Annotated in this window: 22 protein-coding genes; 5 read left to right on the forward strand and 17 right to left on the reverse strand. The window is 69.9% G+C overall.

The window, feature by feature from the left end; translation table 11 throughout:
• Nucleotides 1–28: 28 nt before the first annotated feature.
• From O7619_RS22750 to O7619_RS22785, 8 genes are all read right to left on the reverse strand, one after another.
• Nucleotides 29–841, reverse strand: coding sequence for an AfsR/SARP family transcriptional regulator (locus O7619_RS22750; protein WP_282283328.1), 813 nt, complete (start codon nt 839–841; stop codon nt 29–31).
• A 121-nt stretch (nt 842–962) separates the two neighbouring features.
• Nucleotides 963–2,039 carry a galactose-1-phosphate uridylyltransferase gene (gene galT, locus O7619_RS22755; RefSeq protein WP_282283329.1) on the reverse strand — a complete coding sequence of 359 codons (1,077 nt, stop codon included), beginning with the start codon at nt 2,037–2,039 and terminating at the stop codon, nt 963–965.
• 53 nt (nt 2,040–2,092) lie between these two features.
• Nucleotides 2,093–3,394, reverse strand: coding sequence for a glycosyltransferase (locus O7619_RS22760; protein WP_282283330.1), 1,302 nt, complete (start codon nt 3,392–3,394; stop codon nt 2,093–2,095).
• A 73-nt stretch (nt 3,395–3,467) separates the two neighbouring features.
• Nucleotides 3,468–4,184, reverse strand: coding sequence for a response regulator transcription factor (locus O7619_RS22765; RefSeq protein WP_282283331.1), 717 nt, complete (start codon nt 4,182–4,184; stop codon nt 3,468–3,470).
• 593 nt (nt 4,185–4,777) lie between these two features.
• The gene (locus O7619_RS22770; RefSeq protein WP_282283333.1) at nt 4,778–5,320 is read right to left on the reverse strand and encodes an NUDIX hydrolase; all 543 of its coding nucleotides are present in this window, start codon (nt 5,318–5,320) and stop codon (nt 4,778–4,780) included.
• A 93-nt stretch (nt 5,321–5,413) separates the two neighbouring features.
• Nucleotides 5,414–6,322: a sugar nucleotide-binding protein gene (locus O7619_RS22775; RefSeq protein ID WP_282283335.1), complete on the reverse strand. Its 909-nt coding sequence runs from the start codon at nt 6,320–6,322 to the stop codon at nt 5,414–5,416.
• Nucleotides 6,300–7,343, reverse strand: a complete 1,044-nt coding sequence (locus O7619_RS22780) for an ROK family protein (protein ID WP_282283336.1) — start codon at nt 7,341–7,343, stop codon at nt 6,300–6,302. Before O7619_RS22780 ends, O7619_RS22775 begins: the two co-directional genes overlap by 23 nt.
• Before the next feature lie 29 nt (nt 7,344–7,372).
• Nucleotides 7,373–8,485 carry a sedoheptulose 7-phosphate cyclase gene (locus tag O7619_RS22785; protein WP_282283337.1) on the reverse strand — a complete coding sequence of 371 codons (1,113 nt, stop codon included), beginning with the start codon at nt 8,483–8,485 and terminating at the stop codon, nt 7,373–7,375.
• Between the two features lie 333 nt (nt 8,486–8,818).
• On the opposite strand from O7619_RS22785, the gene O7619_RS22790 reads away from it, so the two are divergent.
• On the forward strand, nt 8,819–9,910 hold the full coding sequence (locus O7619_RS22790) for a VOC family protein (protein WP_282283338.1): 1,092 nt from the start codon (nt 8,819–8,821) through the stop codon (nt 9,908–9,910).
• 1 nt (nt 9,911) lies between these two features.
• Here the strand turns inward: O7619_RS22790 and O7619_RS22795 are convergent, their stop codons facing one another.
• On the reverse strand, nt 9,912–11,537 hold the full coding sequence (locus O7619_RS22795; RefSeq protein ID WP_282283339.1) for an ATP-binding cassette domain-containing protein: 1,626 nt from the start codon (nt 11,535–11,537) through the stop codon (nt 9,912–9,914).
• A 77-nt stretch (nt 11,538–11,614) separates the two neighbouring features.
• On the opposite strand from O7619_RS22795, the gene O7619_RS22800 reads away from it, so the two are divergent.
• Entirely contained in the window at nt 11,615–12,376 is a 762-nt protein-coding gene (locus O7619_RS22800; RefSeq protein WP_282283340.1) for a TetR/AcrR family transcriptional regulator C-terminal domain-containing protein, read from the forward strand.
• Here the strand turns inward: O7619_RS22800 and O7619_RS22805 are convergent.
• Nucleotides 12,363–13,829, reverse strand: coding sequence for an MFS transporter (locus O7619_RS22805; protein WP_282283341.1), 1,467 nt, complete (start codon nt 13,827–13,829; stop codon nt 12,363–12,365). The genes O7619_RS22800 and O7619_RS22805 overlap by 14 nt on opposite strands.
• Before the next feature lie 89 nt (nt 13,830–13,918).
• Here O7619_RS22805 and O7619_RS22810 point away from each other — a divergent pair, with 89 nt between their 5' ends.
• From O7619_RS22810 to O7619_RS22820, 3 genes are all read left to right on the forward strand, one after another.
• Nucleotides 13,919–14,647 carry a TetR/AcrR family transcriptional regulator C-terminal domain-containing protein gene (locus tag O7619_RS22810; RefSeq protein WP_348774331.1) on the forward strand — a complete coding sequence of 243 codons (729 nt, stop codon included), beginning with the start codon at nt 13,919–13,921 and terminating at the stop codon, nt 14,645–14,647.
• Between the two features lie 365 nt (nt 14,648–15,012).
• The gene (locus O7619_RS22815) at nt 15,013–15,576 is read left to right on the forward strand and encodes a TetR family transcriptional regulator (protein ID WP_282283343.1); all 564 of its coding nucleotides are present in this window, start codon (nt 15,013–15,015) and stop codon (nt 15,574–15,576) included.
• Between the two features lie 927 nt (nt 15,577–16,503).
• Nucleotides 16,504–17,736, forward strand: a complete 1,233-nt coding sequence (locus O7619_RS22820) for an ATP-grasp domain-containing protein (protein WP_282283344.1) — start codon at nt 16,504–16,506, stop codon at nt 17,734–17,736.
• Between the two features lie 34 nt (nt 17,737–17,770).
• Here the strand turns inward: O7619_RS22820 and O7619_RS22825 are convergent, their stop codons facing one another.
• From O7619_RS22825 to O7619_RS22855, 7 genes are all read right to left on the reverse strand, one after another.
• The gene (locus O7619_RS22825) at nt 17,771–19,024 is read right to left on the reverse strand and encodes an MFS transporter (protein ID WP_282283345.1); all 1,254 of its coding nucleotides are present in this window, start codon (nt 19,022–19,024) and stop codon (nt 17,771–17,773) included.
• 84 nt (nt 19,025–19,108) lie between these two features.
• The gene (locus O7619_RS22830; protein WP_282283346.1) at nt 19,109–20,362 is read right to left on the reverse strand and encodes an ATP-grasp domain-containing protein; all 1,254 of its coding nucleotides are present in this window, start codon (nt 20,360–20,362) and stop codon (nt 19,109–19,111) included.
• Complete coding sequence (locus O7619_RS22835) at nt 20,355–21,617, reverse strand: ATP-grasp domain-containing protein (protein ID WP_282283347.1); 1,263 nt, start codon at nt 21,615–21,617, stop codon at nt 20,355–20,357. Before O7619_RS22835 ends, O7619_RS22830 begins: the two co-directional genes overlap by 8 nt.
• Nucleotides 21,614–22,927 (reverse strand): aminotransferase class III-fold pyridoxal phosphate-dependent enzyme, encoded by a 1,314-nt coding sequence (locus O7619_RS22840; RefSeq protein WP_282283348.1) that lies wholly within the window; start codon nt 22,925–22,927, stop codon nt 21,614–21,616. Before O7619_RS22840 ends, O7619_RS22835 begins: the two co-directional genes overlap by 4 nt.
• Nucleotides 22,921–24,435, reverse strand: a complete 1,515-nt coding sequence (locus O7619_RS22845) for an amino acid adenylation domain-containing protein (protein ID WP_282283349.1) — start codon at nt 24,433–24,435, stop codon at nt 22,921–22,923. The genes O7619_RS22840 and O7619_RS22845 overlap by 7 nt, the downstream gene beginning before the upstream one ends.
• On the reverse strand, nt 24,428–25,624 hold the full coding sequence (locus O7619_RS22850) for an acyl-CoA dehydrogenase family protein (RefSeq protein ID WP_282283350.1): 1,197 nt from the start codon (nt 25,622–25,624) through the stop codon (nt 24,428–24,430). Before O7619_RS22850 ends, O7619_RS22845 begins: the two co-directional genes overlap by 8 nt.
• On the reverse strand, nt 25,621–25,881 hold the full coding sequence (locus O7619_RS22855; protein WP_282283351.1) for a phosphopantetheine-binding protein: 261 nt from the start codon (nt 25,879–25,881) through the stop codon (nt 25,621–25,623). The genes O7619_RS22850 and O7619_RS22855 overlap by 4 nt, the downstream gene beginning before the upstream one ends.
• Between the last annotated feature and the right edge of the window lie 16 nt (nt 25,882–25,897).

A 25,897-nucleotide genomic window follows, 5' to 3' on the forward strand; every position in this document is an offset into this window, starting at 1 on the left:
GCGGTGGGACAGGGCCGCCCAGCTCCGGCTACGGGATCAGCTCGAACTCGGGGCTCCCGGTCCCGACAGCCAACTCCAGGTCGGGCGAGGCGGAGAGCACGGCTTGGTGCAGCCGACGCATGCGCGGGGAAGGCTCCAGCCCGAGTTCCTCGACCATCGTCGAGCGCAGACGCTGGTACGTCAGCAGGGCGTCGTACGTCCGTCCCGAGCGATGCAACGCGATGATGAACTGGGCGTGCAGATTCTCGTGCATGGGATGCCGCGCGGTCAGCGACGCGAGGCTGCTCAGCAGCTCCGCGTGCCGGCCCAGGCGCAGGTCGACCGCGTTTTTGCCCTCGATCGCACCGATCCAGGCCTCCTCGAGCCTCACCATGTCGGGTGCCAGGGCCCGGCCGACCGGCACATCGACGAGGGCGGGACCACGCCACAGCGCGAGCGCCGCCCGGTACCGGTCGGACGCCGTCGCGGCGTCGTGCGGCGTCGCGGCACGCGCCGCCGCCACCAACTGCTCGAACCTCAGCACGTCGACGCTCTCCGGGGGTATCGCCAGCAGATATCCCCCGTGATGCGTCACCAGCACGTTCTTGGGTACCAACGGCTCGCGTGAACAACCCGCGAGGCCGATCTTGCGCCGTAGTTGCATCACATAGGTCTGCAGGGTCGTGGCGGTACTGCGCGGTGGCTGGTCACCCCAGAGCTCCTCGATCAGCAGCCGAAGCGGCACGACAGTGTTCGCGTTGAGGGCCAGCATCGCGAGCACCTGCCGAGGCTTGTCCGCGTTCGGCAGGATCGACGTTCCCTCGTGGTGCACTTCGAACGGTCCAAGCAACTGCGCTTCCACCTGTTTTCCCCTCGTTACGGGCGTCCATCACACATCATCGATGGTCTCAGTCATCCGATCCGGTCAGCAGTACCGTCGTCATGGCGCCGACAGGAATCCGGCACTGCCGCCCGTGACGGACTCACGCGTGCGACGTGAGTCCCTGTCCTTCGCCGAGTGCACGCAGGCGGGCGGCCGCCTGCTCGGGTGAGATCTCGTTGATGGAGACGCCCATGACGTGCTCGGAGCCGGCCAGGTGCTTCACCTTTGTCGCGGATCGACGAGCGGTGAACACCTCGAGATGCAGCGCGAATTCGTCCCGGCCGACTCGACGCGGCGCCTGCAACCACGCGGAGATGTAGGGCGTCGGAGAGGCTGATCCGTCGAACAGGGCGTCGAAGCGACGCAGCACCTCCTGATAGACGACGGGAAACTCGTCACGGGCGGGCCCGGCGAGTGCGCCGAGGTCCGCGACGCGCTGGCGCGGATAGAGGTGCACCTCATACGGCCACCGCGCCGTGTACGGCACGAACGCCACCCAGTGCTCGGTCTCGAGTACCAGGCGCACGCTCTCGGCACATTCTCGGGCGACCAGGTCGTCGAAGATGTTCCGGTTCGTTCGCGCACGATGCTTGAGGGCGGATTCGAGCACACGGGCCACCCTCGGCACCACGAACGGGTATCCGTAGATCTGACCGTGCGGATGGACCAGGGTCCGCTCCTCACCTCGGTCCTCGAAGAGGAACACCTGCTCGATGTCGTCGCGCTGATACAGCTCCGTCGTGCGGTCGGCCCATGCCTCGAGGACCAGCGCGGCCTGCGAGGCCGGCAGCTGCGCGAACGACCGGTCGTGGTCGGAGCTGAAGCAGATGACCTCGCAGCGGCCACCCGGGCGGCCTTTGGGGGTGGGTTCACCAGCCAGCGCGGGGAACCGGTTCTCGAAGACCACCACGTCGTAGTCGCCGGCGGGGATCTCGCTGTACCGCCCGGCGTCGGACGGGCACAGCGGACACTCGTCCGCCGGTGGGTGGAACGTGCGGTTCTGCCGGTGTGCCGCGACGACCATCCAGTCGGCATGCAGCGGGTCGTAGCGCGTCTCCGACCCACGGGGGACGGGCTGCAGCGTGCGTCGGTCCACCGCGTCGCGGACCGCGCTGTCGTCGATGTCGTAGAAGATCAGCTCTCGGCCATCGGACAGTTGCGTGAGGGATTTCTTCACTGACGCGTTTCCCTTCTCAGTCAGGTGTCAGCGACGGTTGCCGAGCCGGGCTGTCAACTACCGATGTGGCCGGGCTGTCCGGCGAGTTGGGCGATCAGTTCGGCCGCCCGCCGTGGCGCGTCGTGACGCTCGTACTCGTTGCGCAGATCCGTGGCTCGTGCGCGGAAGCTGGGGTCACGGAGCACCGTGCGGATCGCGGTCCGAAGATGACTGGGCGACGGCATGCGCCGCCTCACCGCGACCCCCACACCTGACCAGGCGACCCTTGCCGCCACCTCATGCTTCTCCTCGCTCGCGGGCACCACCACGAGAGGGACCCCGTACGACAGGGCGGTGTTCACTCCCCCGTAGCCACCGTTGGTCACCATGGCGTCCACGTGCGGCAGCAGCGCGCTGTGCGGGATGAACGACTCGACGCGCACGTTCGACGGGACCGGCCCGAGATCGGCGATCGCCTGCTGCCTGCCGGTCGTCACGACGACCAGCACGTCGTCGTCGGCCATCGCGTCCATGGTGGGGCGGAGCAGACGCTGCGCGTCGTGGGCCACGGTGCCCTGCGTGACGTGCACGACGGGACGTCCCTCCTCGATCTCCGGCCACCAGCGCGGCGCGTCGAACTCCGTCGGCGGCGGATTGGTGAACGGCCCGACGAAACGGGTCTGCGGCAGCAGGTCGGTTCGGGGGTACTCGAACGAGGGGACGGTCCCCATGAGGTAGAGGGCGGGATGCGGAACGATGTTCTCGAATGGTCCGCGGTCGATCGGCGTCAAACCTGCCCGCCGACGTGCGGCGTCGGCCCGTTGCCTCACGTCCCGCAGCGCCGGGACCAGAGACCGTGTCGCCCGGCGCAGCGCGGAGTTGCGCAGTCGCCCCACCGGTGTGGTGGACGGAGGCAGGGCCAGCCCCAGCGGTGCGGTGTCTCGGCTGCTGAACACGTAGATCGAGGTGGCCACCCAGGCAGTGGGCAGTCCGCGGTGTTCGGCCGCGAAGCCGGCTCCGTACATCGTCTCGCCCGTGACCACGACGTCGGCCGGGAAACGCTCGAGCAGGGCCAGCAGGTCCAGCATCTGCTCGTACGCGGCGCCGATGAAGATGTCCCGGAAGGCCGCCACCATCGAGCCGAGACCGGTCAGGCCGGTGTGACTGGGGAACGCCTCCTCCCGCGACTTGCCGCCCCAGTCGTAGGCCCGCTGCATGGGCTCGAACACGGCGCCGATTCGCTCCACCTTCGGGGCGAACGCACGACCGGTGTACCAGTGAACGTCGTGCCCGTCCTCGACCAGCGCCCGGGCGGCCTGAATCATGCCGTTGACATGTCCGTCGCCGGGCGTCGTCGCTACCAGAATTCGTGCCATGCGGGTCATCTCCCTCGCTGCGCGTCAGTCACTGATGCTGCCGGGATCCCCCGCAGGGGAAACGGAAGCGTCGCTATCTGGTGTGTAACGGAGGGCGCTCAAACCGCAGTGGATTCGGCTTCGGAGCGGATGCGAGGATTGGACCGTTCGCCGCACCGACCGGCCGCGGATCGCGCGTCGGGTTCGTCCACGCCACGCGGACGAGACCGCGCTCGCTGGCGATCCGGATGGCGTCGATGCGGTTTCGTGCCCCCAGTTTGGTGACGGCCGCTGACAGATAGTTGCGGACGGTGCCGACTCCAATCCGCAGGTGTCTCGCGATCTCGACCGGTTCGTTGCCCTCGGCCGCCAGCCGCAGGACGTCCACCTCCCGTGGGGTGAGCGGGCTGGTCTTGTTGCTGACCATCTGCAACGCCAGGTACGGATCGAGCACCCGTTCGCCCGCCGCGACCTTGCGAATGGAGTCTTCGAGCGCCGTCACCGGGGCCTGCTTCATCAGTAGGCCCGTCACCCGTACCGCCACCGCCTCGACGACGAGTTCGGCGGGGCTGTTGGCGGCCAGCATGAGGATGCCGCAGTCGGGCAGCCGACGCATGAGGTCGGTCGCCACGTCCATCACCGGTCGGCCGGGAAGGTCGATGTCGAGAATCACCACGTGCGGCCGCGTTCGGACCGCGCTGGGCACCACATCGTCCGCGTGGGACACCTTCGCCACCACGGCGATGTCCTCCTCGAGTTCGAGCGTCGTGGCGAGCGCGTCGCGGAGGAGACGCATCTCCTCGGCAATCATGATCTTTAGCACGAGTCACCCCCATGTGGACACGGCCGTCACTTCCGCGCATCGCCGCCGGCATTGCGTCTGCTTCGCAAACCGTCACTCGCCGCCCCCTGATGCCGGGGCCGGCGCACCCGCCGACGGACTGCGGGCGCGGCAGTCGTCATCGCGCATAGGACCGTCGGTCCGGCTATCGACCAACGGTCCGTTAGGTAACGACGTCACCCAAACGACTCAATTCATCACACCCTGTTAGCCGTCAGGGGTCAAGCGCTGACTGGAATTTCACAGCTGAACATCTTGACGCCGACGTCGCGATAGCGGTCCCCGGCCAGGTTTCAGGCATGATGACGGTAGTCAATGTGACTTTCGTTACTAAACCCTCCGGGTCATCGGCCGGCGTTTCGCGCGGTTCGTCGCGAAGATCGCATACGGCCGGAGCGTCGAGCGGAAACAGCAGACCTCACCGGGACCTCTTCCGGATCTCACCGGTAGGGCTCGGTAGCGGCGGCTCCGCCGCTGGCGGCGCAGCCCTCTCGCAGTTGACCTCCGCTGGCGGTCGCCGGTCAGTTCGACGCCGAAACCGGACCTCGGTGCCCTGGCACCACCTAGCGGGCTCCGTCGACCGAACGGAAACTCCGCTCGTACAGCGCGAGCGCCGACAACGAGAGAGAGTCGACGAACTCCCCACGCCGCACCATGTCGTCCAACTCGGCACGGGTCACCCAACGCTGCCTCATGTCCTGCTCCGTCGCCTCGCGGGCAGGGTGCCCGCGGCGCAGGTCACTCGCAACGAAGACGACACACCCCTGGTTGGAGTAGCCGTGGGCGACGTTCACCCGGCCCAGCATCGCCCATCGGGTGGCCTCCAGCCCGGTCTCCTCCCGGAGCTCCGCCTGAGCCAAGGCCACCGCGCCATTGTCCAGGGTCGCATCCTGTGCACTTCCCGAGAATCCCGCCGGAGTGTCGGCGGACGCCCAGGATCCCTGCGGAAACTCCCACTGGCGCCGCCCGACCGGATAACGGAACTGCTCGACGAGGTGAAATCCGTCGTCGACCGGCATGATCAATGCGCAATCGGGCTTGTCCACCACGCCGTAAACGCCAAGGGTGCCGTCCCATCGCTCCACTTGGTCTTCACGGACTTCCATCCAGGCATTGCGATAGACCGTCCGGGAATGTACGCGTCGCAATGCAGTACCTCCCGGCGCGGGATCACCTTCTGTAACGGGCAAAGTCACACGTTACCAGGGTGCACGACGCTCGTCGGCCAGGAACGCGCGAGCCGTCTCGACGACTCCACGAAGACGAATGTGGCGCAGCGTGGGATGTCTACCCAGGACCGTACTCGTCAGACACGAGTTGCGGGGACGGGACGCGTATCGGGTGCGGGCCCTCGGCACCGGCACCACCAAGCCGGGATCGGCGCCGAGTTCGCGGGCGATCAGCGATGCCCAGTCCGCCCTGGAAATCCGGTCGGGGCCGCCCAGGTGCACGAGGCCACCGACCGGGTCCCGCACGAGCGCGCAGGCCACCAGCGCGACGTCGTCCGCCACGACCGGCGTGTTCCACAGGTCCGCCGGGGCCTCCACCATCCGGCCGGCCCGCAGCCGCCGCACACATGCGGCGAAGAAGTTGTACCACTTCGCCGGCTCCACCGGCTCCCAGCCGTAGACGAGACTCACCCGTAGCACGGTGGCACCGGGGGCCCGCGACCGCACGGTCTCCTCAGCACGCAGCTTCGCCCGACCATAGGCGTTGGCCGCCATGGGCGCCGCGCTCTCGTCATATGTCGGCGCCGTCCCGTCGAACACGTTGTCGGTCGAGATCAGCAGGACACCAACATCGCGTCCGACCGCGGTCAGGTTCTCCGCAGCGGCGACGTGGTCCCGCAGCGCCGACTCCGGGTGTTCCTCGCACCACGTCACATCGGACGGCCCGTGCACGAGCACCACCGCGTCGGGCTCTACGGCGCGAACCGCCGCCGCGCACTGCGCCCGGTCGGTCGCGTCGAGGCGGATCCACGGCAAAGAGCCCGGGTGCCGGCCAGCCGGCTCGTGCCGGGAGGCGAGGACCGGTGAACAGCGGGCCGCCAGCAGCGCTGCCCCGATCCGGGCACCGATCAGGCCGCTACCCACGACCAGGACACGCATGTCGAACCCCCTGCCGGTCGATGGCGGGCGATACCTGGGAGAGCATTCGCCCCATTCCGATCAGCGCGTGGTCGTCGTCCGGCGCCCCCATCTCGATCATCGAGCGCGCCTGGTCATCGCTCAGCCCGAAGCATCCGAAGCCCGCTAGCTGATCCCCGAGGTGATGGGCGAACCGCTCGCCGACCGCCGTGGCGAATCCGCCGATGATCACATAGCGGCCGATTCCGATCGCGCTGTGCACAGCGGCGATGGCTTGCGCGAGGGGCCGTAGCGCGGCGCGGAGCACGGAGAGGGCGAAGTCGTCGCCGGACCGGATCGCCCGAACCAGGTCCTCGTTGGTCAACATGGCCGGATCCGCCGCAAACCATTCACCGAGCAACGAGTCCCGGAAGGCGCGGGGATCCCGGCCGCCCGCGAGCCGGGCGGCCCTCAGGATGCCCCGTCCGGAGGCGATCGCACCGAGGTGCCCACGTCCGCCGCAGTCGCAGACCACATCCTCGGCGGTCGGGTCCGCAGGCCAATGGCCCATCTCGCCGCCGGCGCCGCTGCGGTCGACCAGCACCACTCCGTCCCGGTAGACCTTGTTGCCGATCCCGGAGCTGACCGTGATGAGACAGAAGTCCGCGTCCGCTGAACCCGGACACGCGTACCGCCAAACGGACGCGGTCATGTCGTTCACCACATGTGTCGGCATCGCCAGCCGACGGCGCAGCCAGGCCTCGACCTCCACTGCGGACCCACCGCCACCCCAGACGGTCGGGGCCGCGGTCACCACGCCGTCGGCGGTGACTGGTCCGGCGAAGGCGGTGCCGACGGCCGAGGCGCCCTCACCCGCCGGTGAGCCGAGATAGCTCTCGACGGTCTGCGCCACCTGCGTCAGCACGCGCCGTTGCAGCACGGCCGCCGGTGCGTCCGGATACCGCCCCAGCCCATCCAACGGCGTTCGGATCACCCGGGCGAGGCACTGCCCGTCCTCCTCGTACCGGCCGACGCGCAGGGTGGTGCCGCCGACGTCGACCACGACGAAGGCCCTACCGGTCGGGCCGCCGGTCATGCGAGCTGTCCCGAGGTCAAGCTGGCCCGGTCGGCCAGCTCAGCCAGCGCCAGGTGCAGCTCCCGCACCGTGACGTCGTCGACGAAACGCACCCTGCCGATCCCGTCGAGAAGAGGCATCTGCTGCCGGCCGTTACGGTGCCGGACGACGTCAGCCAGCGCCGCCGTCATGAGGTCCAGCCGGCAGACCCGATGCCACACCGGCAGTTCCAGATCGCGCAGCACGGCGAAGATCCGGTCGTCCTCGGCCGCCGAGATGAGACCGCGCTGCCTGGCCAGGATCGTGGTGCACGCCATGTCGATGGCGACCGCCTCGCCGTGCAGCAGGTCCGGCAGGGCCTGCATCTCGATCGCAGGCGAGAACGAGTGGCCGTAGTCGACACAGCGGTGCAGCCGTTCCTCCCACAGGTTGGGCTGGAGTTCGGCCAGCATCCCGTCGATGGCGCGATAGATCACCTCGGCCGCCACTCCGGCGTCCGAGCTGCCCGGTACGGGCTGGAGCCGCTCGTCGATCAGGCGGCGACCGTGCTCGGCGAGCAGGTCGAACAGCGCGGAATCGGCAACCGTGGCCATCTTGAGCACCTCGGCGAGCCCGTTGCTGATGTGCCGCCGGTCCAGCGTCCGCAGGAAGACGCAGTCGATCAGCGTGGCCGTGGACGGGTGGTAGCTGCCGAGTCTGTTCTTCTTGCCGTCGTGATTGACCCCGGTCTTCGCGCCGATCGCCGCGTCCACCATGCCGATCAGGGTGGTCGGTACCCGCACGTACGGAGTCGAGCGCCGGTACAGGCTCGCCGCGAACCCGACGATGTCGGTGAGCACACCGCCGCCGATCGCGATGACCGGCTCGGAGCGGCGGGAGATCCCGAACCGGTCCATCGCTGCCACCACCAGCAGCGCTGACGCCACCGACTTCGCCTGCTCACTGGTGTCGAGCAGGCAGACCGTGCTGGCTACGCCGTGCGCGTCGAAGTAGGCGCTGACGGCGTCCCCGTAGAGCTCCTGGATGCGACGTTCCATCACGACCAGCCGCCGACCGCCGGCGGCGTCGACCCCGCCGGCGCGCACCAGGGAGGAGTCGTCCGGATCGAGGATGCCGGATCGGAATTCCACGTCGTAGGCCACCGGTTTCGCTGTGGTGACCCGCCAGGACGATTGATACGAACGCCCACCGGTACGGGTGAGGCCGGAAGTCATCGCCATCGTGGCGCCAGCTGTCATCGCCGAACCTCCAGGCGTTGGATCCGCGAGTGCATAGTGTGTACCGCCCTCCCAGCAGTCGGACAGGTTCGGCCATTCCCACATTGTCCGGCTCCAGGGTGACGCCTTCGGCTCGAAAAGCACTCGACCCCGCATACCCCACGACTCGATCGCACCATCCCTCCACCGGAATGCATTCGAGCCTTGGTCTAGTCACGCCATATCGAAACTCTCCACGGTGGACCCATGACCGATACGAACAGCACCATACGACGCCACCGACGAGGGATTCCCACCGCCCGCCGAGTCGACCATGTGGCGATCACCGTGCCGAGCCTCGATGAGGCGATACGGATGCTGACCGACGTACTCGGCGGCGAACTCGTCTACCGGCTCCCCCCGTTGTCACGGGACGATGATTACATGGCGGAGCGCCTCGATGTACACCCACGGGCGACCGCCACGATCGCAATGGTCAGACTCGGACTCTTCACCAACATCGAACTGTTCGAGTACACCGCACCGGACCAGCTACGCACGCCGCCTCGGCCCGTCGACGCCGGATACCAGCGCCTCGGTCTCGGCGTTGACGACGTCGACCGGGCACTGGCCGCCCTCGAACAGCACGGCGTACGTCCTGCCGGCCCCGTCTGGACCGCGCCGCCCGACCATCCCGACGCCGGCACCCGACTGGTCCGCCTCCACGGCTGCGCGGGGGTGAACCTGGAACTGGGTTCCGCGCCGGCGGACCGCCACTTCGGAGCCGCCGTCGCATGGTCGAACCGGGATGACGGGCTTCCGGCCGCCACCGCCGTACCCGGGCTGCGGAGTGTCGACCACGTCGGGTACACCGTGGACGACCTCGACGTGGCCGTGGCGTTCTTCGTCGATGTGATCGGCGCGGAGCCGCTCTCGCGTACCGGTGCGCGGGAGCCAGGTGAGCACGGGCTCCCCGAACTCCCCGCCCGCGTGCGGACCGACCGCGCCACGCTCCGACTGGGCCCGACCGACAAGCTCGAACTCTGGCGGTTCGCCGCCGGCGACGCACGTCGCCGGCGACCACGCAACAGCGACATCGGCGGCTGTCACCTGGCGATAGCCGTGGACGACGTCGACGCCGCCGCCGCGTACCTCACGGCCGTGGGCGGCTGCACCCAGCTCGGCGCACCGGAGACACTCCACTCAGGACCGCTGACCGGGGACCGGTGGGTCTACCTGCGGTCTCCCATCGGCTTGTATCTGGAAGTGGTGAACATGCCGGACGGTGCCCTGCCGTACGAACAGACGACGTCCGCCCGGCGGCGGTCCGCCGCCGGTTTCCACTGGTGGGACCGTTGACTCAACGCACCCGGTCGACACGCCCCTCGGTCCAGACCGGCTCGTCCGACTCGTAGATCCGGCCGTCCGCACTGAAGATGAAGTACCGATCAAAATCGGACGCGAACCAGCGGTCGTGGGTGACGGCGAGGACCGTTCCGGAAAAGCCTTCCAGCCCATCCTGAAGCGCTTCCGCACTTGCGATGTCAAGGTTGTCCGTAGGCTCGTCCAGCAGCAGGAGATTGGCGCCGGACAGTTCGAGGAGCAGAATCTGGAGCCTCGCCTGTTGACCGCCGGAGAGCGTCTCAAACAATTGATTTCCGGCCGGCGCCAACTCGTATCTGGCCAACGCCGACATAGCGTCGTTGAGGGTCTGTGGTTTCGCTGACAGAACGACTTCGGTGGCGGTCCGGCCGATCAAATCGGGACGGGCGTGCGTCTGCACGAAGTGACCGGGGACAACGCGGGAACCGAGCTTCACCTCCCCCCGATACGGAATGGTCACCGGGGCGTCACCGCCACACTCCGCCAGAAGCCGCAGGAACGTCGACTTGCCGGACCCGTTCGAGCCCAGAACGGCGACCCGCTCGCCGTACCAGATTTCGGTGTCGAACGGTTGCATCAGTCCGACGAGCTCCATTCCGGTGCACACGACGGCACGTTTGCCGGTTCGACCGCCACGCAGCCGGATGCGTACGTTCTGCTCCTTCGGCGGCAGTTCCGGCGGGCCGAGTTCCTCGAAACGCCGCAGCCTGGTCTGGGCCGCACGGTAGGGCGACGCCATCGCGTCGCTGTTCGTGGCGCTCTGTCGGAGCCGGTGGACGATCTGCCGTAGCCGTGCGCGCTCCTCCTCCCAACGCTTGCGGCGGTCGAGGAGCCGGTCTCGCCGGTTCTGTTTGGCCTCGGCGTACGAGGCGAACCCGCCGCCGTGAATCCAGACCGTACGACCCTCGACGGTGACGATCCGGTCGGCGACGTCCGCGATGAGCTGCCGGTCGTGCGACACCAGAAGGACGGTCTTCGAGGTCGAGCGCAGCTGATCGGAGAGCCACTCCTTGGCGGGCACGTCCAGGTAGTTGTCCGGCTCGTCGAGCAGCAGGACCCGATCCGGGCCGCGCAGCAGCACCTCCAGCACCAGACGCTTCTGCTCGCCTCCGGACAGCGTGGTCACCGGCCGGTCCCGCACACTCTCGTAGGTGGAGCCGAGCGAGAGCATGCACACCGCGTCCCAGACAACTTCCATCTCGTAGCCACCGACGTCGGCATAGTCGCCCATCGCCTGCGCGTACCGCATCTGCGAGGACTCGTCTTCGTGCTCCGCCATCGCGCGCTCAGCCTGGCGGAGACACGCGGTCGCCTCCCGTACTGCTTCGGGGGCCACGGAAAGCAGGAGATCGTAGATCGTCCGACCGTCGCGGATGTCCCCGATGAACTGTCGCATCACCCCAAGGCCGCCCACCTGCGTGACGCGTCCGTCGACCGGCGAGATGTCACCCGCGATCAGGCGCACGAGCGTCGTCTTGCCGGCGCCGTTGGGACCGACCAGTGCGGACGTCGCGCCGTCCTCCACGCGGAACGACACGTCGTTGAGCAGCAGTCGTCCGTCCGGGAGCACATACGTCAGGTGACTCACGTCGATGTATCCCATGGGACATCACCTCTCGAACATTGATCCATCTACTCGCTCAATGTTCTAGTGAACATTGAATATACTAGACTCCCGGCATGTCAGACAACAGCACTGCTGATCAAGCGCAGCGGTTCTCCGACAAGTCACGTGCGTCAGACGGACGCGCGGGCGATGTATGGCTACGTCCCCAGCGAGTCGTCCGCGACGCACCTCCGCTGTCGCGGAGACGCATCGTCACCGCCGCAATCGAACTGCTCGACGAGCAAGGCGTCGAGCGGCTGACCATGCGGCGGCTCGCCCAGCGGCTCGGCACCGGGTCGACGACGCTGTACTGGCACGTCGACACCAAGAACGACGTCCTCGATCTGGTGCTGGACGAACTCTTCGCGGAGGTCGACCTCCCGGAGCCGGCCGCAGGGCAGGAGTGGACGGAGACGATCGTCGCGCTGCTCACCGGCTGGCGGGCCGCGATGCTCCGGCATCCATGGTCGGCAACCCTGCTCGGCCGTCCGATGTTGGGGCCGAACGTGCTCGCCCGTACCGAGTTTCTGCACGCCACGCTGGCCAACGCCGATTTCACACCGCCTGACCTCAACTCCGCCGCTTACGCCCTCGCCAACTACGTGACCGGCGCCGTGCTGAGCCAGACCGCGTGGCAGAACCACACCGGACGGGAGATCTACGAGCCGGCGAACCATCTGCTGCGGGAGCGCAGTGACAGCTACCCGGTCCTGGCGGGGTTGGGTTTCATGGCCGAGAACGACTGGGACGGCAACTTCGCAGTCGGCCTGCGGTACCTGCTGGACGGCATAGCGGCTGCGAGGTCCGCTGGCTCGCCCCCGGTCAGCCGGCATTGAACCTGGCCAGATTCGGCACCTGGGTACCCGCCCCCGCGGCCTCGCTCTCCTGCTCACGCCGCCCACCCGGCATGATCAGGGCGACAGTGACGGCGGCGAGCAGAAGAAGACCCACGGCGGTCAGCAGAGCGGCGTCGAAGCCCGCGACGGTCGCGGGTTCGGGCCTGGCAGGTGTCTCGCGCAGCGTGGCCGCCGTCACGGTGGCCGCGATGCTGTTGAGCAGCGCCGTACCGATGGATCCCCCGAGCTGCGTCACAGCGTTGACCCCGGCCGACGCGGCTCCCGTGTCCTCCTCCCGCACGCCACCCGTCGCTGCCGCGATCGCGGGGCTCAATGCGCAGCCGAGCCCCAGGCCGATCAGGATCTCAGCAGGGAGGAACCGGGACAGGTAGGGGTTCGGTGTGCCGGGCGTGAGCCCCACCAGCAGCATCATGCCCGCCGCCATCACGAGCAACGCGGGCACGATCATCTGACGCTCGCTCAGCCGGGCTCCGAGCAGGCCGGCAATCATGGTGGAGCCGACGGCGACGGCCACGGCCAAGGGAAGGAACGCCAGGCCGGCCTGGACCGGCGAGTATCCGAGCAACTGCTGGAACCAGTAGGTCAGGACGAGGAAGAACCCGAAGAGCGCCAACTGCGGCAGCCCCACCGCCAAAAAGGCACCGCCACGCCGACGGTCCAGCAGCACGCGTAGCGGCAGCAACGGCCGGGCAGCGGATCGCTGAGAGAGCGCGAAGACCGCCAACGACAACGCGCCCACCACCAGCAGGACGAGCACGAGCGGGTCGCTCCATCCCCTGACGGCCACCTCGGCGAGCGCGAAGACCAGCGCGGTCATCCCCGCCACACTGCTGACCGTGCCGACCGGATCCAGCCGCACCCGATTCGGCCGCGTGGTGTGGAGCAGCCTCATCCCGAGCAGAGTGACTGCACCAATCGGTACGTTGATCAGAAGGCACCACCGCCAGCTGACGTACTCGGTCAACGCGCCGCCGATCAGCAACCCGAGCACGGCGCCGGCCCCGGTCAGCGCCCCGTAGACGCCGAAGGCGATCCCCCGCTCGCGCGGTTCGACGAACGTCATCGAGATGATCGCCAACGCGGCCGGTGCCAGTAGAGCGGCGAACAGCCCCTGCCCCGCGCGACCGGCGAAGAGCAGGCCCGCGTGCGGAGTCAGGCCGGCGACCGCCGACGTCAGCAGGAACCCTGCGAGGCCGATGCCGAACGCCCGCCGGGCGCCGACGGCGTCGGTGATCCGGCCGCCGAGCAGCAGCAGCCCTCCGAACACCAGCGCGTAGGCAGCGACCACCCATCCCCTGGCCGCGTCGCTGATTCCCAGGTCGGCCTGGATCGAGGGCAACGCGATCGTCACCACCGTCGAGTCGAGAACCACCATGAGCTGCGCGGACCCTGCCGTCGCGAGGATCCACGAACGACGATTCGATGCGCTCACATCGCACTCCTGCACCATAAGATTTCCTACACAGTGACAACCCAGCTTACCGCTGTTAAGTCCGTGAGCATCGTACTAGGCTACGGCTCATGAGGTCGACTGAACGGAGCGCTGAGTCCTCGGAACGGGGTCACGACGGGACCGTCGACTCGATCTGGCTCCGTCCGGAGCCGGAACGAGCGACCCGCGGCATGCCACTGACCCGCGAACGGATCGTCGCCCAGGCGGTCGCGCTCCTCAACGAGAGCGGCACCGAGGGCCTGACCATGCGCCGCCTCGCACAGCGCCTCAATGTCACTCCCACGGCGCTGTACTGGCACGTGCGCACCAAAGACGACATCCTCGACCTGGCCGTCGACCAGGTCTTCGCAGACGTGCTCCTGCCCGAGCCGAGCGAGAACTGGCAGGACGACGTACGGCTGCTTACTCACCGGTGGCGCGAGGTCATGCTGCGACACCCCTGGGCGGCCGGCCTCATCGGACGCCCGATGCTCGGCCCGAACGTCCTCGCCCGCACCGAATTTCTCCAGTCGGCGCTGGTCCGGGGCGGCCTCACCGGCGTGCGGCTGGCGGTCTCCACCCGGATGATCGCGAATTTCGTGATCGGGGCCGCGCTCACCGAGGCGACCTGGCGGCAGGTGTCCCCCGACCGAACCCGCAACCAGGCCCGCGAACACATCGCGGCACGGCCCGCCACGTACCCTACGCTCGTCGCCTCCGGCCACCTCGACAGCAGCCAGTGGGACGAGGACGACCTCTTCACCAGGGGCATCACCGAGCTTCTCAGTCGAGTCGACCACCAGGTCCGGCCGGAATAACCAAGGCAGCGGGTCCACGACGGGGTCATCACGCCCTGCGGCGTCAGACAAAGGATTCCTGCTCGGGAGGCTACGGGTGGCTGGGCTGGTCGCGTCCCGTGTGGCCTCGTCTCCTACTCGTTCGAGCCCGCGGTGCTCCTGGCTCTCGGCGCCCGGTGCCTGATCGCGACCGTGTTGTCCGTGCCGGCCAGGCCCACCACGGCGCTGATGTTGGACCTGCACGCGCGGATGCGGGCGGGTGCTGGCGGGGCCCTCGCCGACGCGCAGCGGCGATTGCCGTCTTGCGAGTACGAAGACGGACGCCTCCTCGACGGAGGCAAATTCGCCAACGCTCGTTCGCAAACAGGCGTTGGTAAGGTGACGGGGTGGCATTCACCGAACGCTCGGCCAAGGCACGGAACGCGATCCTGGAGGCAGCCGCCCGGCGGTTCGCAGCGGACGGCTACGACCGCACGACGATCCGCGCCATCGCTCGCGACGCCGGCGTGGACGCCTCGATGGTCATCCGCTACTTCGCCAGCAAGGCCGACCTCTTCTACGCCTCGGCCTGGACCGCCGCGCCCGCGCGCGTCGACCTCCCCGGGAGCGGCGACTTCGCCGAACGGTACGCGGAAGTCTTCCTCGAGGTCTGGGAGAGCAGCGGGTCGGCGCTGGTCGCGCTCCTTCGCGCGGCACCGACGCGCCCGGAGGCCGTCGCGCAGCTCCAAGGGGTCCTCGACCGCCAGTTCCTGCCGGTGTTCCACCAGGAGTTCCCCGACAGGGCCGACATCGGCCAGCGGGCGGCACTGATCCTCAGCCAAACCCTCGGCCTGGCCTACTGCCGCTACCTGCTACGACTCGAACCGCTCGCCTCGATGGACCGGGCCCAGCTTCAGCACGCCTTCACCGGCACCGTCCGCCGGTACCTTGAGGAGCCGATCGCGCCCTGATCCCACGGCCGCAAGAAGGCCTGACCGCGCGTCGCCATACCAGAGGCCGCCCCTCCGGTGCTCAAACGCTGTGTCCGAGAGGCGACACGAACCAATGCCTCCGCCGCCGCTGACCATCAGCGCGACGTTGAAGCTCGCACAAGTGTAGTCCTCTTGTGTCGACGCCGCCTCAAACAGGGCTCTGGGCGCACCCGCACGCTGTCGCCGAACCCGTCACCGAGCGGCAGGTAGGGGCCCAGGTCCTGGTTGAAGACGTCAAAGTCGGTGGCGACGTCCAGGTCAGTGCCCTCGTAGTCCGCGGCGATCTGCATCAGTCCGTCAGCCGTGCGCTCCATCTCGGCTCTCACCTGCCGGGCCAGCGACTCGTCCGTGTGCCGGTGCAGCCCGTCGACCGCGACCGCGATATCCCCCGACTGGACGCGGCGATGCGAACGGACCGGTCAGGCGAACACACATCCACGTCACGGCGGTGGCCGGCAGCCTCGGGAACAGAGGGCCCTCGCGACCCGGGAATCATCGGACTCGTCCTCTCCGGCCGGTCAAGTGAACCACCGAACTCAGATCGTCCAGGCGCCCGATGGAGGCATGCTCCCACCGCAACGCCGTCACGGCAGCGACCCTACCAACGGGCGTCACCAGCCTGCCGCCCTCAGTGTTCCAGCCGACGCCCACCTCACCGACCAGGTCCGGGTCCGCCGAGAGCGTCACCTCGCGCACGGCTCCCACGTACCAGCCATCGCCGTCCCTCTCAGCCCGGAGGGGAAGGAGTAGCTCCGGACCCACCGCAGCGACGGCGCGGAGCAGCGCGAAGCACGGCCGCGGCACGGGATGAAGTTGCACCACTGGACGCCCTCTCGGAGTGTCCACATCCCAGGGGGAGCCCAAGCAACCAAGCATAGATGGCGGCAAGTCAGTAGGTTGTCAAGCATGGCCAAGCCCCGCCTGCTCGTCCTGACCCCTGGCATCCGCGCGTACCGGGAGTACCTCCTGCGGTCGATCGGTCTCGCGTACCGGGTTCACCTGATCCTCACCGAGTCGCCAACGTGGGAGCGGACGTACCTGGACGGGTGGACCGTGGTGGCTGACCTCGCCGACACCGACGACCTGGTTCGTGTCACCACCGGTCTGGCCGGGGAAACCCGCTTCGACGGGGTGCTCTGCTGGGACGAGACATGGATCGTGCAGGCGGCCCGGGTGGCAGCGGCGCTCGGGCTGCCCGGCGACCCCACAGTGATCGAACGGTGCCGGGACAAGCACCACACCCGCGCCGCGCTGGACGCGAATCACGTCGCCCAGCCGGGTTCCCGGCTGGTCGGCGACGAGGGCACAGCGCTGTCGGCGGCCCAGGAGATCGGCTTTCCAGTGGTGCTCAAACCCCGGGCTATGGCCGGTAGCTTCGGCGTAGTGAAGGCCGCCGACGAGGCAGAGGTGCGCCGGTTTGTCGCCTTCACTAACCAAAGCTGGCGGATGGCCCCAGAGCTGCCCCGTCACGTTCGCAACATCCTTGTCGAGGAGTACGCCGAGGGCCCGGAGATCAGCGTCGACTCGGTCGTGTTCCAGGGCGAGGTGACCCCGGTGTGCATCGCCCGCAAGGAACTCGGCTTCGCGCCGTACTTCGAGGAGATGGGGCACGTGGTCGACCCCGGGGACCCGCTCTGGCACGAGCCGACACTGACGAGCCTCGTCGAGGACGCGCACGCCGCGCTGGGCTTCACCGACGGGGTGACCCACACCGAGATCAGGCTGACCCGCCAGGGCCCGAAGATCATCGAGGTCAACGCCCGGATCGGCGGCGGGCTCATTCCGTACCTTAACGTGCTCGGTGGGGGTGCCGACCTGGGCCTGGCGGCAGCGGCCGTAGCGTGCGGCCGCCGGCCGACGGTCGATGTCGCGCTGCGGCGGCGGCCCACCGCCATCCGCTTCTACCACCCGGCCCACGACAACAGCGTCATCGACGAAATCACCTTCGACCCCGCAGGGCTGCCTCCGCAGGTCGTGGAGCACGGGCCGTTGGCGGAGCCGGGCGAGGTCAAGTCACCGCCGCCCCGGATGCTGATGGACGGCCGAGTCGCGTACGCAATCGCGGTGGGTGAGCGGGCCGACGACTGCCGCGCCGCGTTGGACGCGGCCGGCCGCGCGCTGCGGATCAGCATCAGGTGACGCCCCCGCCGGGACCGGCGCGCCGCGCGGGGCGTCAGCGGGCCGGCTCGGGCATCCGCTCCTCGGGGACGAGGCTGCTCAGCGTCCTGACTCTGCGCAGCGGGGAGAGGATCAGGAACAGGCTGGTGCTCAGCAGCCCGAGGGTGCCGACGACCAGCGTGGCGCGGGGGCCGGCCACGGTGCCAAGCCAGCCGCCGAGCAGCGCGCCGACCGGCTTGACGCCCATCGCCACGAACAGGTAGGCCGCGTTGGTTCGGCCGAGCACCCGCTGCGGGGTGATGGTCTGCCGGATGGTCATGGAGTGCACGTTGCACCCGGTGATCCCGAAGCCCTGGATGAAGAACGCCACCGCGAACAGCGGGGCGGCCCAGGCGCCCCGCTGTGCCACCGGCAGCAGCAGCGGCGCGATGTCGCCGATCACCGCGGCGGCCAGCAGGGTCCGGGCCAGGCCGACCCGGTGGGCGACGCGGCCGGTGAGCGCCGCACCCAGCAACGCGCCCACCGCGCCGATCGACATCACCAGGCCGAGCGTGCCCGGGCTCATGTCCAACTCGCGGACGGCGAACAGCGCCAGGATCGTCAGCACCGCCTGCCAGCAGAGGTTGTAGCTGGCCGCCTCACCGAGGAAGGCGCGCAGGTACGGGTTGGTGAAGATGCACCGGAAGCCCTCGGCGACCTGGGAGCGCAGCGGCGTCGGGTCGGCCGGGACCGACTTCTCCCGCTGGCGCACCGCCGTGAATCCGGCCGCCGAGGCCAGGTAGGAAACAGCGTCGACGAGCAGGGCGAACGGCGCCCCGATCACCTGCACGAGCAGGCCGCCGAGGCCCGGACCGCCGATCTCGGCCACCGACTCGCTGGCGGTCAGTCGGGAGTTGGCCCCGGTGAGCTGCTCGGGCGGGACGATCGCCGGCAGGTAGGACCGGTAGGCGATGTTGAAGAAGACCCGGGCCACCCCAGCGAGCAGGGCCATCGTGAGCAGCCAGGCGAAGGTCAGCCGGCCGAGTGCGGCCAGCAGCGGGATGCCGCCGATCGCGGCGGCCTGACCGAGGCTCGACAGGATCAGCACGCCTCGCCGTTGCCACCGGTCCACCAGCACCCCGGCCGGCAGGCCGAGCAGCACGTACGGGGTGAAGGTGGCGGCACCGAGCAGGCCGAGCTGCCCGGGGGTGGCGTCCAGCGTCAGGACCGCGGTCAGCGGCATGGCCAGCTGGAACACCTGTGTGCCGACGAGGGAGGCACTCTCCCCTGCCCAGACGAACCGAAAGTCCCTACGCCAAACCTCTGCCACGATGCTCCCTCACGGCGTCTGGGTTACCTCGACCACCCACCGGCCCCTCCTCACGGTGGCGTGTCGCACACGGTGAGCAGCGGTTCACTGCCCCGGATCGACGTCGTAGAAACCGAATCCGTCCAGATAGCCGATCGTGGCCAGATCGTGCAGGACGACCGAAAGGTCCCGGTGGACGAGACCCACCGTCACTGGTTCGCTCTCGTCGTCGACCGTCCGGACCAGGCGCTCGCCGGGCTTGAACCGCAGCGTCACACCCTGGCAGCTCTCCAGCTCCTCGATCAGGTGCACGCGCGGGTAACCGCGCAGCACGCCTTCGACCGGAGAGGCGAGGAAGGCCATGCCCCCGTGGTTGTCGAGCGCGTACGGCTTGCGGTGCTCGGCCACGAACCGCTCCGGGTCGGCGTACGCCTGGGCCGTCCGGTCGATCTGGGACTCGCCGGTCAGCAGCACCGCGTACCGGGCGACGTCCGCCCCGCACAGCCGGGCGCCGGCCTCGACCAGCCGGGGTCCGGCCGCGGTCAGCATCACCTCCAGGTGGACCGGTCCGATTTCGATGCCCAGCCCGTCAAGCACCGCGTACGAGTACTCGGCGACGGCCGTCCGGTCCGGGTCGTCCGGCGCGACGGAGGTCATGCCGTTGATCCGGTCGCGGACGCCGTTGACGGTGATCTTCTGGTACCGCCACATGTCGGTGATCCGGTGGTGGCCCCGGCAGCTCACGGTGTTGACCACGTACTCGGTCCCCCGCAGGTACTCCTGCGCGACGACGCCCTCGTTGGGCACGTCGAAGACGCTGTCGCGGGACATGATGTGGTGGTAGGCGGCGATCGACTGCTCGGGGGTGTCGCAGAAGCTCACCCCGTCGTTGCGGGCGCTGCGCACGGGCTTGACGACGATCCGGCCACCGACGGACTGGTGCCAGTGCGCCAACTGCTCTGGGTCGGTCACCCGTAGCTGGCGGGTGGTCGGCAGGCCGGTGGCGCGCAGCGCCTCGATCTGGACGTACTTGTCCCGCCGGGCCTCGCTCAACGCTGTGCCGTTGCCTGGCAGGCCGAGCGCCTCGTTGAGCCGGTCGGTGAACTCCACGCCCAGCTCGCTGCCGACCACCGCCGCGATCGGCCGCACCGCTGCCAAGCGGGCCACCATGGCGTCGAAGTCGCCGTCGTGGACCAGGTTGGCGGTGTACCCGGACAGGTCGGCCGGCCCGTACGAGGGGGGCACCTGCGGGGTGGACTGCACCCGTACGCAGTCCAGGCCCGCCGCGCGGAACGCGCCGCCCAGCTTGTTGACCGCGCCGTACGGGTCGACGAGGGCGATCGTGCGCCGCTCACCCATAGTGGGCTTCCTCCAGTTCGTAGAATCCGTGGCCGTCCAGGTAGCAGACGGTCAGGAAGTCCTTCTCAACGGTCGCGGCGTCGGCGTGCGCCAACCCGATGGCCAGCGGCTCGGAGCTGTCGTCGACCGTCCGGTGCAGCCGCTGTCCGGGGGCCACGTTGACCGACCGCCCCCGGTAGCTCTCCAGCCGCTCGACCTGGTCGAGCAGCGGGTACGCCCGGAGCGTGCCCGCCACCGGCGAGGCGAGGAACGCCATGGCCGCGTGGGCGTCGCGCCGGTAGGGCGCGTCCAGGTCGGCGAGGAAGCCGGCGCTGTCGACGTACGCCTGGACCGTCCGGTCGACCTGGGACTCGCCGGTGGCCAGCACGGCGTACCGGGCGACGTCCGCCCCGCACAGCCGGGCACCGACCTCGACCAGCCGGGGGCCGGCCGGGGTGAGGACGATCTCCAGGTGGGCGGGGCCGTGGCGGATCTCCAGCGCGTCGAGGACGGCGCGCGCGTACCTCCGCAGCTGCGGCCAGCGGGTATCGGCCGGCGGCAGGGAGAGGATGCCGTTGATCCGGTCCCGCACCCCGTTGACGTTGATCTTCGTGTACCGCCACATGTCCGTCACCCGGTGGCTGCCGTCCCAGCTCACCGTGTTGACCACGTACTCGACGCCGGTCAGGTACTCCTGCGCCACGACGCCCTCGTTGGGCTGGTCGAAGTTGTTGCGCGCGTGGCGGAGGCGTCGGTACGCGGCCACCGATTCCTCCGGCGTGTCGCAGAACGTCACGCCGTCGTTGCGGGCGCTGCGGGTCGGTTTGACCACGATCCGGCCGCCGACGCGGCGGTGCCACGCCGCCAGCTCGGCGGCGTCGCGCACCGACAGCTGCCGGGCCATGGGCATGCCCGCCGCCGCCAAGGCGGCCAGTTGGGCGTCCTTGGTCCGCCGCGCGTAGCTGAGCCGGGTGCCGTTGCCGGGCAGCCCGGCCGCCTCGCCCAGCGTGTCGGCGAGCTCGACCCCCTGCTCGGAGCCGGGGATCACGGCCAGCGGCCGGTACGGTGCCAGCGCGGCGACCGTCGCCGCCACGTCGCCGTCGTGGACGATGTTGTCGACGTAGCGGCTCAGGTCGAGGTCCTCGCGGTAGTGCTCCGGGATCTCCGGGGTGCTCTGCACGCGTACGCTGTCGTACCCCGCCGCGCGGAACTCCTGGGTCAGCCGGTTCGCCGAGGCGAAGCCGTCGACCAGGGCGACGGTGGCCCGCCCGCTCACGGCCACTCCGGCGTGCTGGACGCTTCGGGCCGGGGCCCGTCGCCCGCGACCCGGGCCAGCGCCGCCCCCAGCCGGTTGACGATCTCGTCGGCCTCGGTCTCGGTCAGCATCAGCGGTGGCATCAGCACCACGGTGTTGTTCGTGGTGGTCAGTAGCAGGCCGGCCTCCTGACAGGCCAGGCGGACCGCCGTCATGGTCTGCGCGCCCGGCCGCTCGTCGCCGTCGCGCAACTCGACGCCGATCATGAGGCCCTCGCCGCGCACGTCGTGGATCAGGCGGTGGGTGGCTGCCAGCTCCCGCAGCCGTCCCCGCAGGCGCTCGCCGACCGCCCGCACGTGGGCGAAGAGTGACCCGTCGGCCAGTTCGTCGAGGACGGCCAGCCCGGCGGCCATCCCGACCGGGTGGCCGTCGGCGGTGCAGCCGTGCGGGAAGACGTACTCCGGTCGGGAGATCGCCTCGTCGAAGATGGCGTCGGTGGCGACCAGCGCGGCCAGCGGGAAGTAGCCGGAGGTGATGCCCTTGCCGAGGATCAGCAGGTCGGGCAGGACAGCCTGGGCGGCCATCACCGACATAGCCCCGGTCCGGCCGAACCCGGTCGTCACCTCGTCGGCGATCAGGTGGATGCCGTGCCGGTCGCACAGGTCGCGCAGCCGCCGCAGCGCGCCCTCGGGGGCGGCCAGCACGTCGGTTCCCATGATCGGCTCGACGATGACCGCGGTGATCTTCTCGGGGCCGTGCCGGTCCACCATCGCGGCCAGTGCGTCGAGGTTCCACGGCTTGACGTGGTGCACGTCCGGGGCGAGCGGGGCTTGGAGGGCGTGCGCCTGGCGTTCCCCGGTCAGCGCGCTGGCGATGCCCCCGGTGCCGTGGTAGCCGTTGGTGAACGCGATGACCTTGGTGCGGCCCGGTTCGCCGCGCACCTTGCGCACGAACCGTGACAGCAGCACCGCCGCGCTGGTCAACTGCGATCCGGTGCTGCCGAACCGTACGTGGTTGAGCGGGTCGGGCAGCGTGGCCACCAGCCGCCGGGCATACTCCAACCCGACGTCGGGCGGCTCCTGGTAGCGGATCACCTGGGCGACGGGCAGCCGGCGCAGCTGCGCGCACATCGCCTCGACCACCCGCTCGGCCTGGTAGCCGAGGGTGGTGTTCCACATGCCGGCGCGGGCGTCCAGATACCAGGTGCCGGTGCCGTCCTGCACCCAGCAGCCCTTGCCCTGGGTGACGGCGGTCCGCGCGATGCGGCCGTCGGCGACGGCCTCGGCGGTGATCGAGTTGTACCAGAGCGCGTCGTGCGGATCTCTCAACACGCCAGGGCCTCCAGCTTCCTCCGGTCGAGCTTGCCGTTGTCGTTGAGGGGGAACAGCTCCAGCCGGGTAAAACGGCCCGGGATCATGTACCCCGGCAGGCGGCTGGCCACCCAGCCGGCCAGTTCCTCGGGGGACAGGCTCGCGCCGACGTACAGCGCCCGCAGGTCGGCGCCGTCGAAGAGCACGGCGGCGTCGGTCACGTCCGGGTGGGCGCGCAGCGCGGCCTCGACCTCGCCCAGCTCGACCCGGTAGCCGTGCACCTGGACCTGCGAGTCGAGCCGGCCCAGGTGGGTCAGCACGCCGTCGGCGTCGAGCACCCGGTCGCCCGTGCGGTACCACAGTTGCGGCGGGGCGGCGGTGTCGGCGCAGACGGTCGCGGTGCCGCCCGGGGCCCACCGCACGAACCGGTCGGCGTTGTTGGCCGGGTCGAGGTAACCGCCGAACCGCTGCGGTCCGCGTACGCACAGCTCGCCCTCGTCGGCGGCGCGGCCCTGTTCGTCGAGGACGACGTACTCCAGGTGCGGCAGGCAGCCTCCGATGGGGACCGTCCCGTTGCGGGTGTCCGGCCAGTGCGCGGGGTCGGCCGGGAGCCGGTGCACGGTGCAGGTCACGGTCAGCTCGGTCGGGCCGTACAGGTTCTCGATGGTCGCGTTCGGCGCGGCTCGGTGCCAGGCCGCGGCCTGGTCCAGCGTCAGCTGCTCCCCGGCGAACAGGCCCCAGCGCAGGTCGGGCAGGCAGCCGGCAGGCAGCCGCCGCATCCGCTTGGCCAGGGACACCACCGACGGCACGGAGAACCAGTGGGTCAGCCGGTGCCGGTCGACGAACCCGGCCGGGTCGGCCAGGTCCTCGCGTTGCGGCACCACGAGCGTGCCGCCGCCGCCCCAGGTGACGAACATGTCGAACACCGACGGGTCGAAGGTCAGGTCGAAGGTCTGGCTGGTCCGGCTGCCCGGGGCGATGCCGTACCGGGCCACGTTGTACGCCAGGTACGGCGTGACGTTGTCGTGCCGGATCGGCAGCCCCTTCGGCACCCCGGTGGACCCGGAGGTGAACAGGATGTACGCGGGCGGCTCGCCGGACAGCGCCGGGGCGGCCGCGCGGGACGGCGCGCCGCTGCGCCCGACCACCGTCCCGCCGGGGTCGGCGTGGATCAGGGGAACCGGCGTCTCGGCCAGCGCCGACCGCAGCGTCGTGTCCACCAGGACGGCGCTCAGGCCGGCCCGGCCGGCGATGGTCGCGTTGCGCTCCGGAGGGAACGCCGGGTTCAGCGGCACGACCGTCGCGCCGGCCCGCAGGATCGCCAGATAGCCGGCGTACGCCAGCGGGCTGCGGGCAGCGAGCAGCCCGATCCGCGCCCCGGCCGTCGTGCGCCCGAGGTCGCGGGCCAGTCGGTCGGCCGCGGCCGAGAGCTCCCGGTAGCTGAGCGTGGCCCCGGCGACGTGCAGCGCCGGGTGGTCGGGGTGGCGGCGGACGCTGTCGGCGAACCAGCCGTGGAGGGTGTCAGACATGGCGCACCTCGCGGTCCATCAGCACCAGCGCCCCGTCGGCGGCGTGCAGCCGGTCGTTGCTGTAATTCAGCGGCGCCGACCGCAGGTCCCGCAGCGCCCGTTCCAGGGCGAGGTCCGAGTCGCGCAGGTAGCCGTGCCGCATGCCGAGCAGCTCGACCAGTTCGTCCACCGCCGCCGGGCACTGCTCCGAGGCGGTCAGCTTCACCGCGTTGACCAGCAACTGCACGGCGACCGCGGTCGGGTCCGGGGTCCGGTCCAGCACCGCGACGGTGTGGCTGATCAGCGCGTGCACGGTGTCCAGCCGCTGGCGGGCCCGGGACAGCCGGCGCAGCAGCAGCTCCGAGTCGAGGTCGCGTCGCCGCCGCTCGGCCCGCAGCAGCGCCACCGTGCGGCTCAGCGCGCCGTCGGCCGCGCCGAGCCAGCACGCCGCCCAGCCCAGGTGCGCCAGGGGCGCGAAGGTGCGCACGGCGATGTCCCGGAAGGCACCGTGCTCGCCGACGACCTGCCCGACGGGCACGTCCCCGGCGAGGTGCAGCGGCGCGCTGTGCGTCGCCCGCATGCCCAGCGGGTTCCAGCCGCCCCTGACGGTGATCTTTAGCTGGTCCCGGTCGGCGTAGATCAACGACAGTTGGGCCGGCGAGTCGGCGTCCGGCGCCTGCATGGTGATAAGGAACCCGTCGGCGTGCTGGCCGCCGGTGACGATCGGCGCGAACCGGTCCACATGCACCACCGCGCCGTCCCCGGTGGACGCGGTGCCCGAGGAGAGCAGGTGGCCACCGGTGGCGGCCTCGGTGGTCACCGACGCCAGATACAGCTCGCCCCGGGCGATGCGGGGCAGCAGCCCGTCCCGCAGCGCGCCGCCGTCGGCGACGATCGCCGCCACCTGCTGGCAGTGCATCGTGAAGATCATCCCGACGGACATGCAGGCCCGGGAGAGGTGGTTGCTGATCCGGACCAGGTCGGCCAGGTCGCCGCCCGGCCCGCCGTACTCGACGGGCACCATGAGGCCGAGCAGCCCGGTGGCGCGCAGCGCCGCCAGCGCCTCCTCGGGGAAGCGGGCGTCCCGGTCGCATTCGGCCGCGTGCCGGGCGGCAACGGCCGCCACCTCGGCGACCGCACGGTCTAGGCCGGGGCCGGGCCGGACGGTTCGGAGTGCGGTGCCCGCCGTGCGGGTGTCGGTGATGGTCATGCCGGCGTCCCCAGTGCGGTCCGCTCGAACAGCGCGGTCAGGGTATCCAGCCGGGTCAGGTTGTCCGGGGTGAGGTCGGCGGGGTCCACCTCCACCTCGAGCCGCTCCTCAACCCGTTCGACGATCTCCACGATCCGGAACGAGTTGAAGGTGGGCAGGTCGGTCAGGGCGGGCGTGGCGCGCAGAGTGGTCGGGTCGACACCGAGGATCTCGGCGGCGATGTCGACGACGGTGTCGCGGACGGCGGGGTTGTCCATGTCTGCTCCCGGGAGT

Source organism: Micromonospora sp. WMMD998, assembly GCF_029581235.1.
Classification (GTDB): domain Bacteria; phylum Actinomycetota; class Actinomycetes; order Mycobacteriales; family Micromonosporaceae; genus Micromonospora.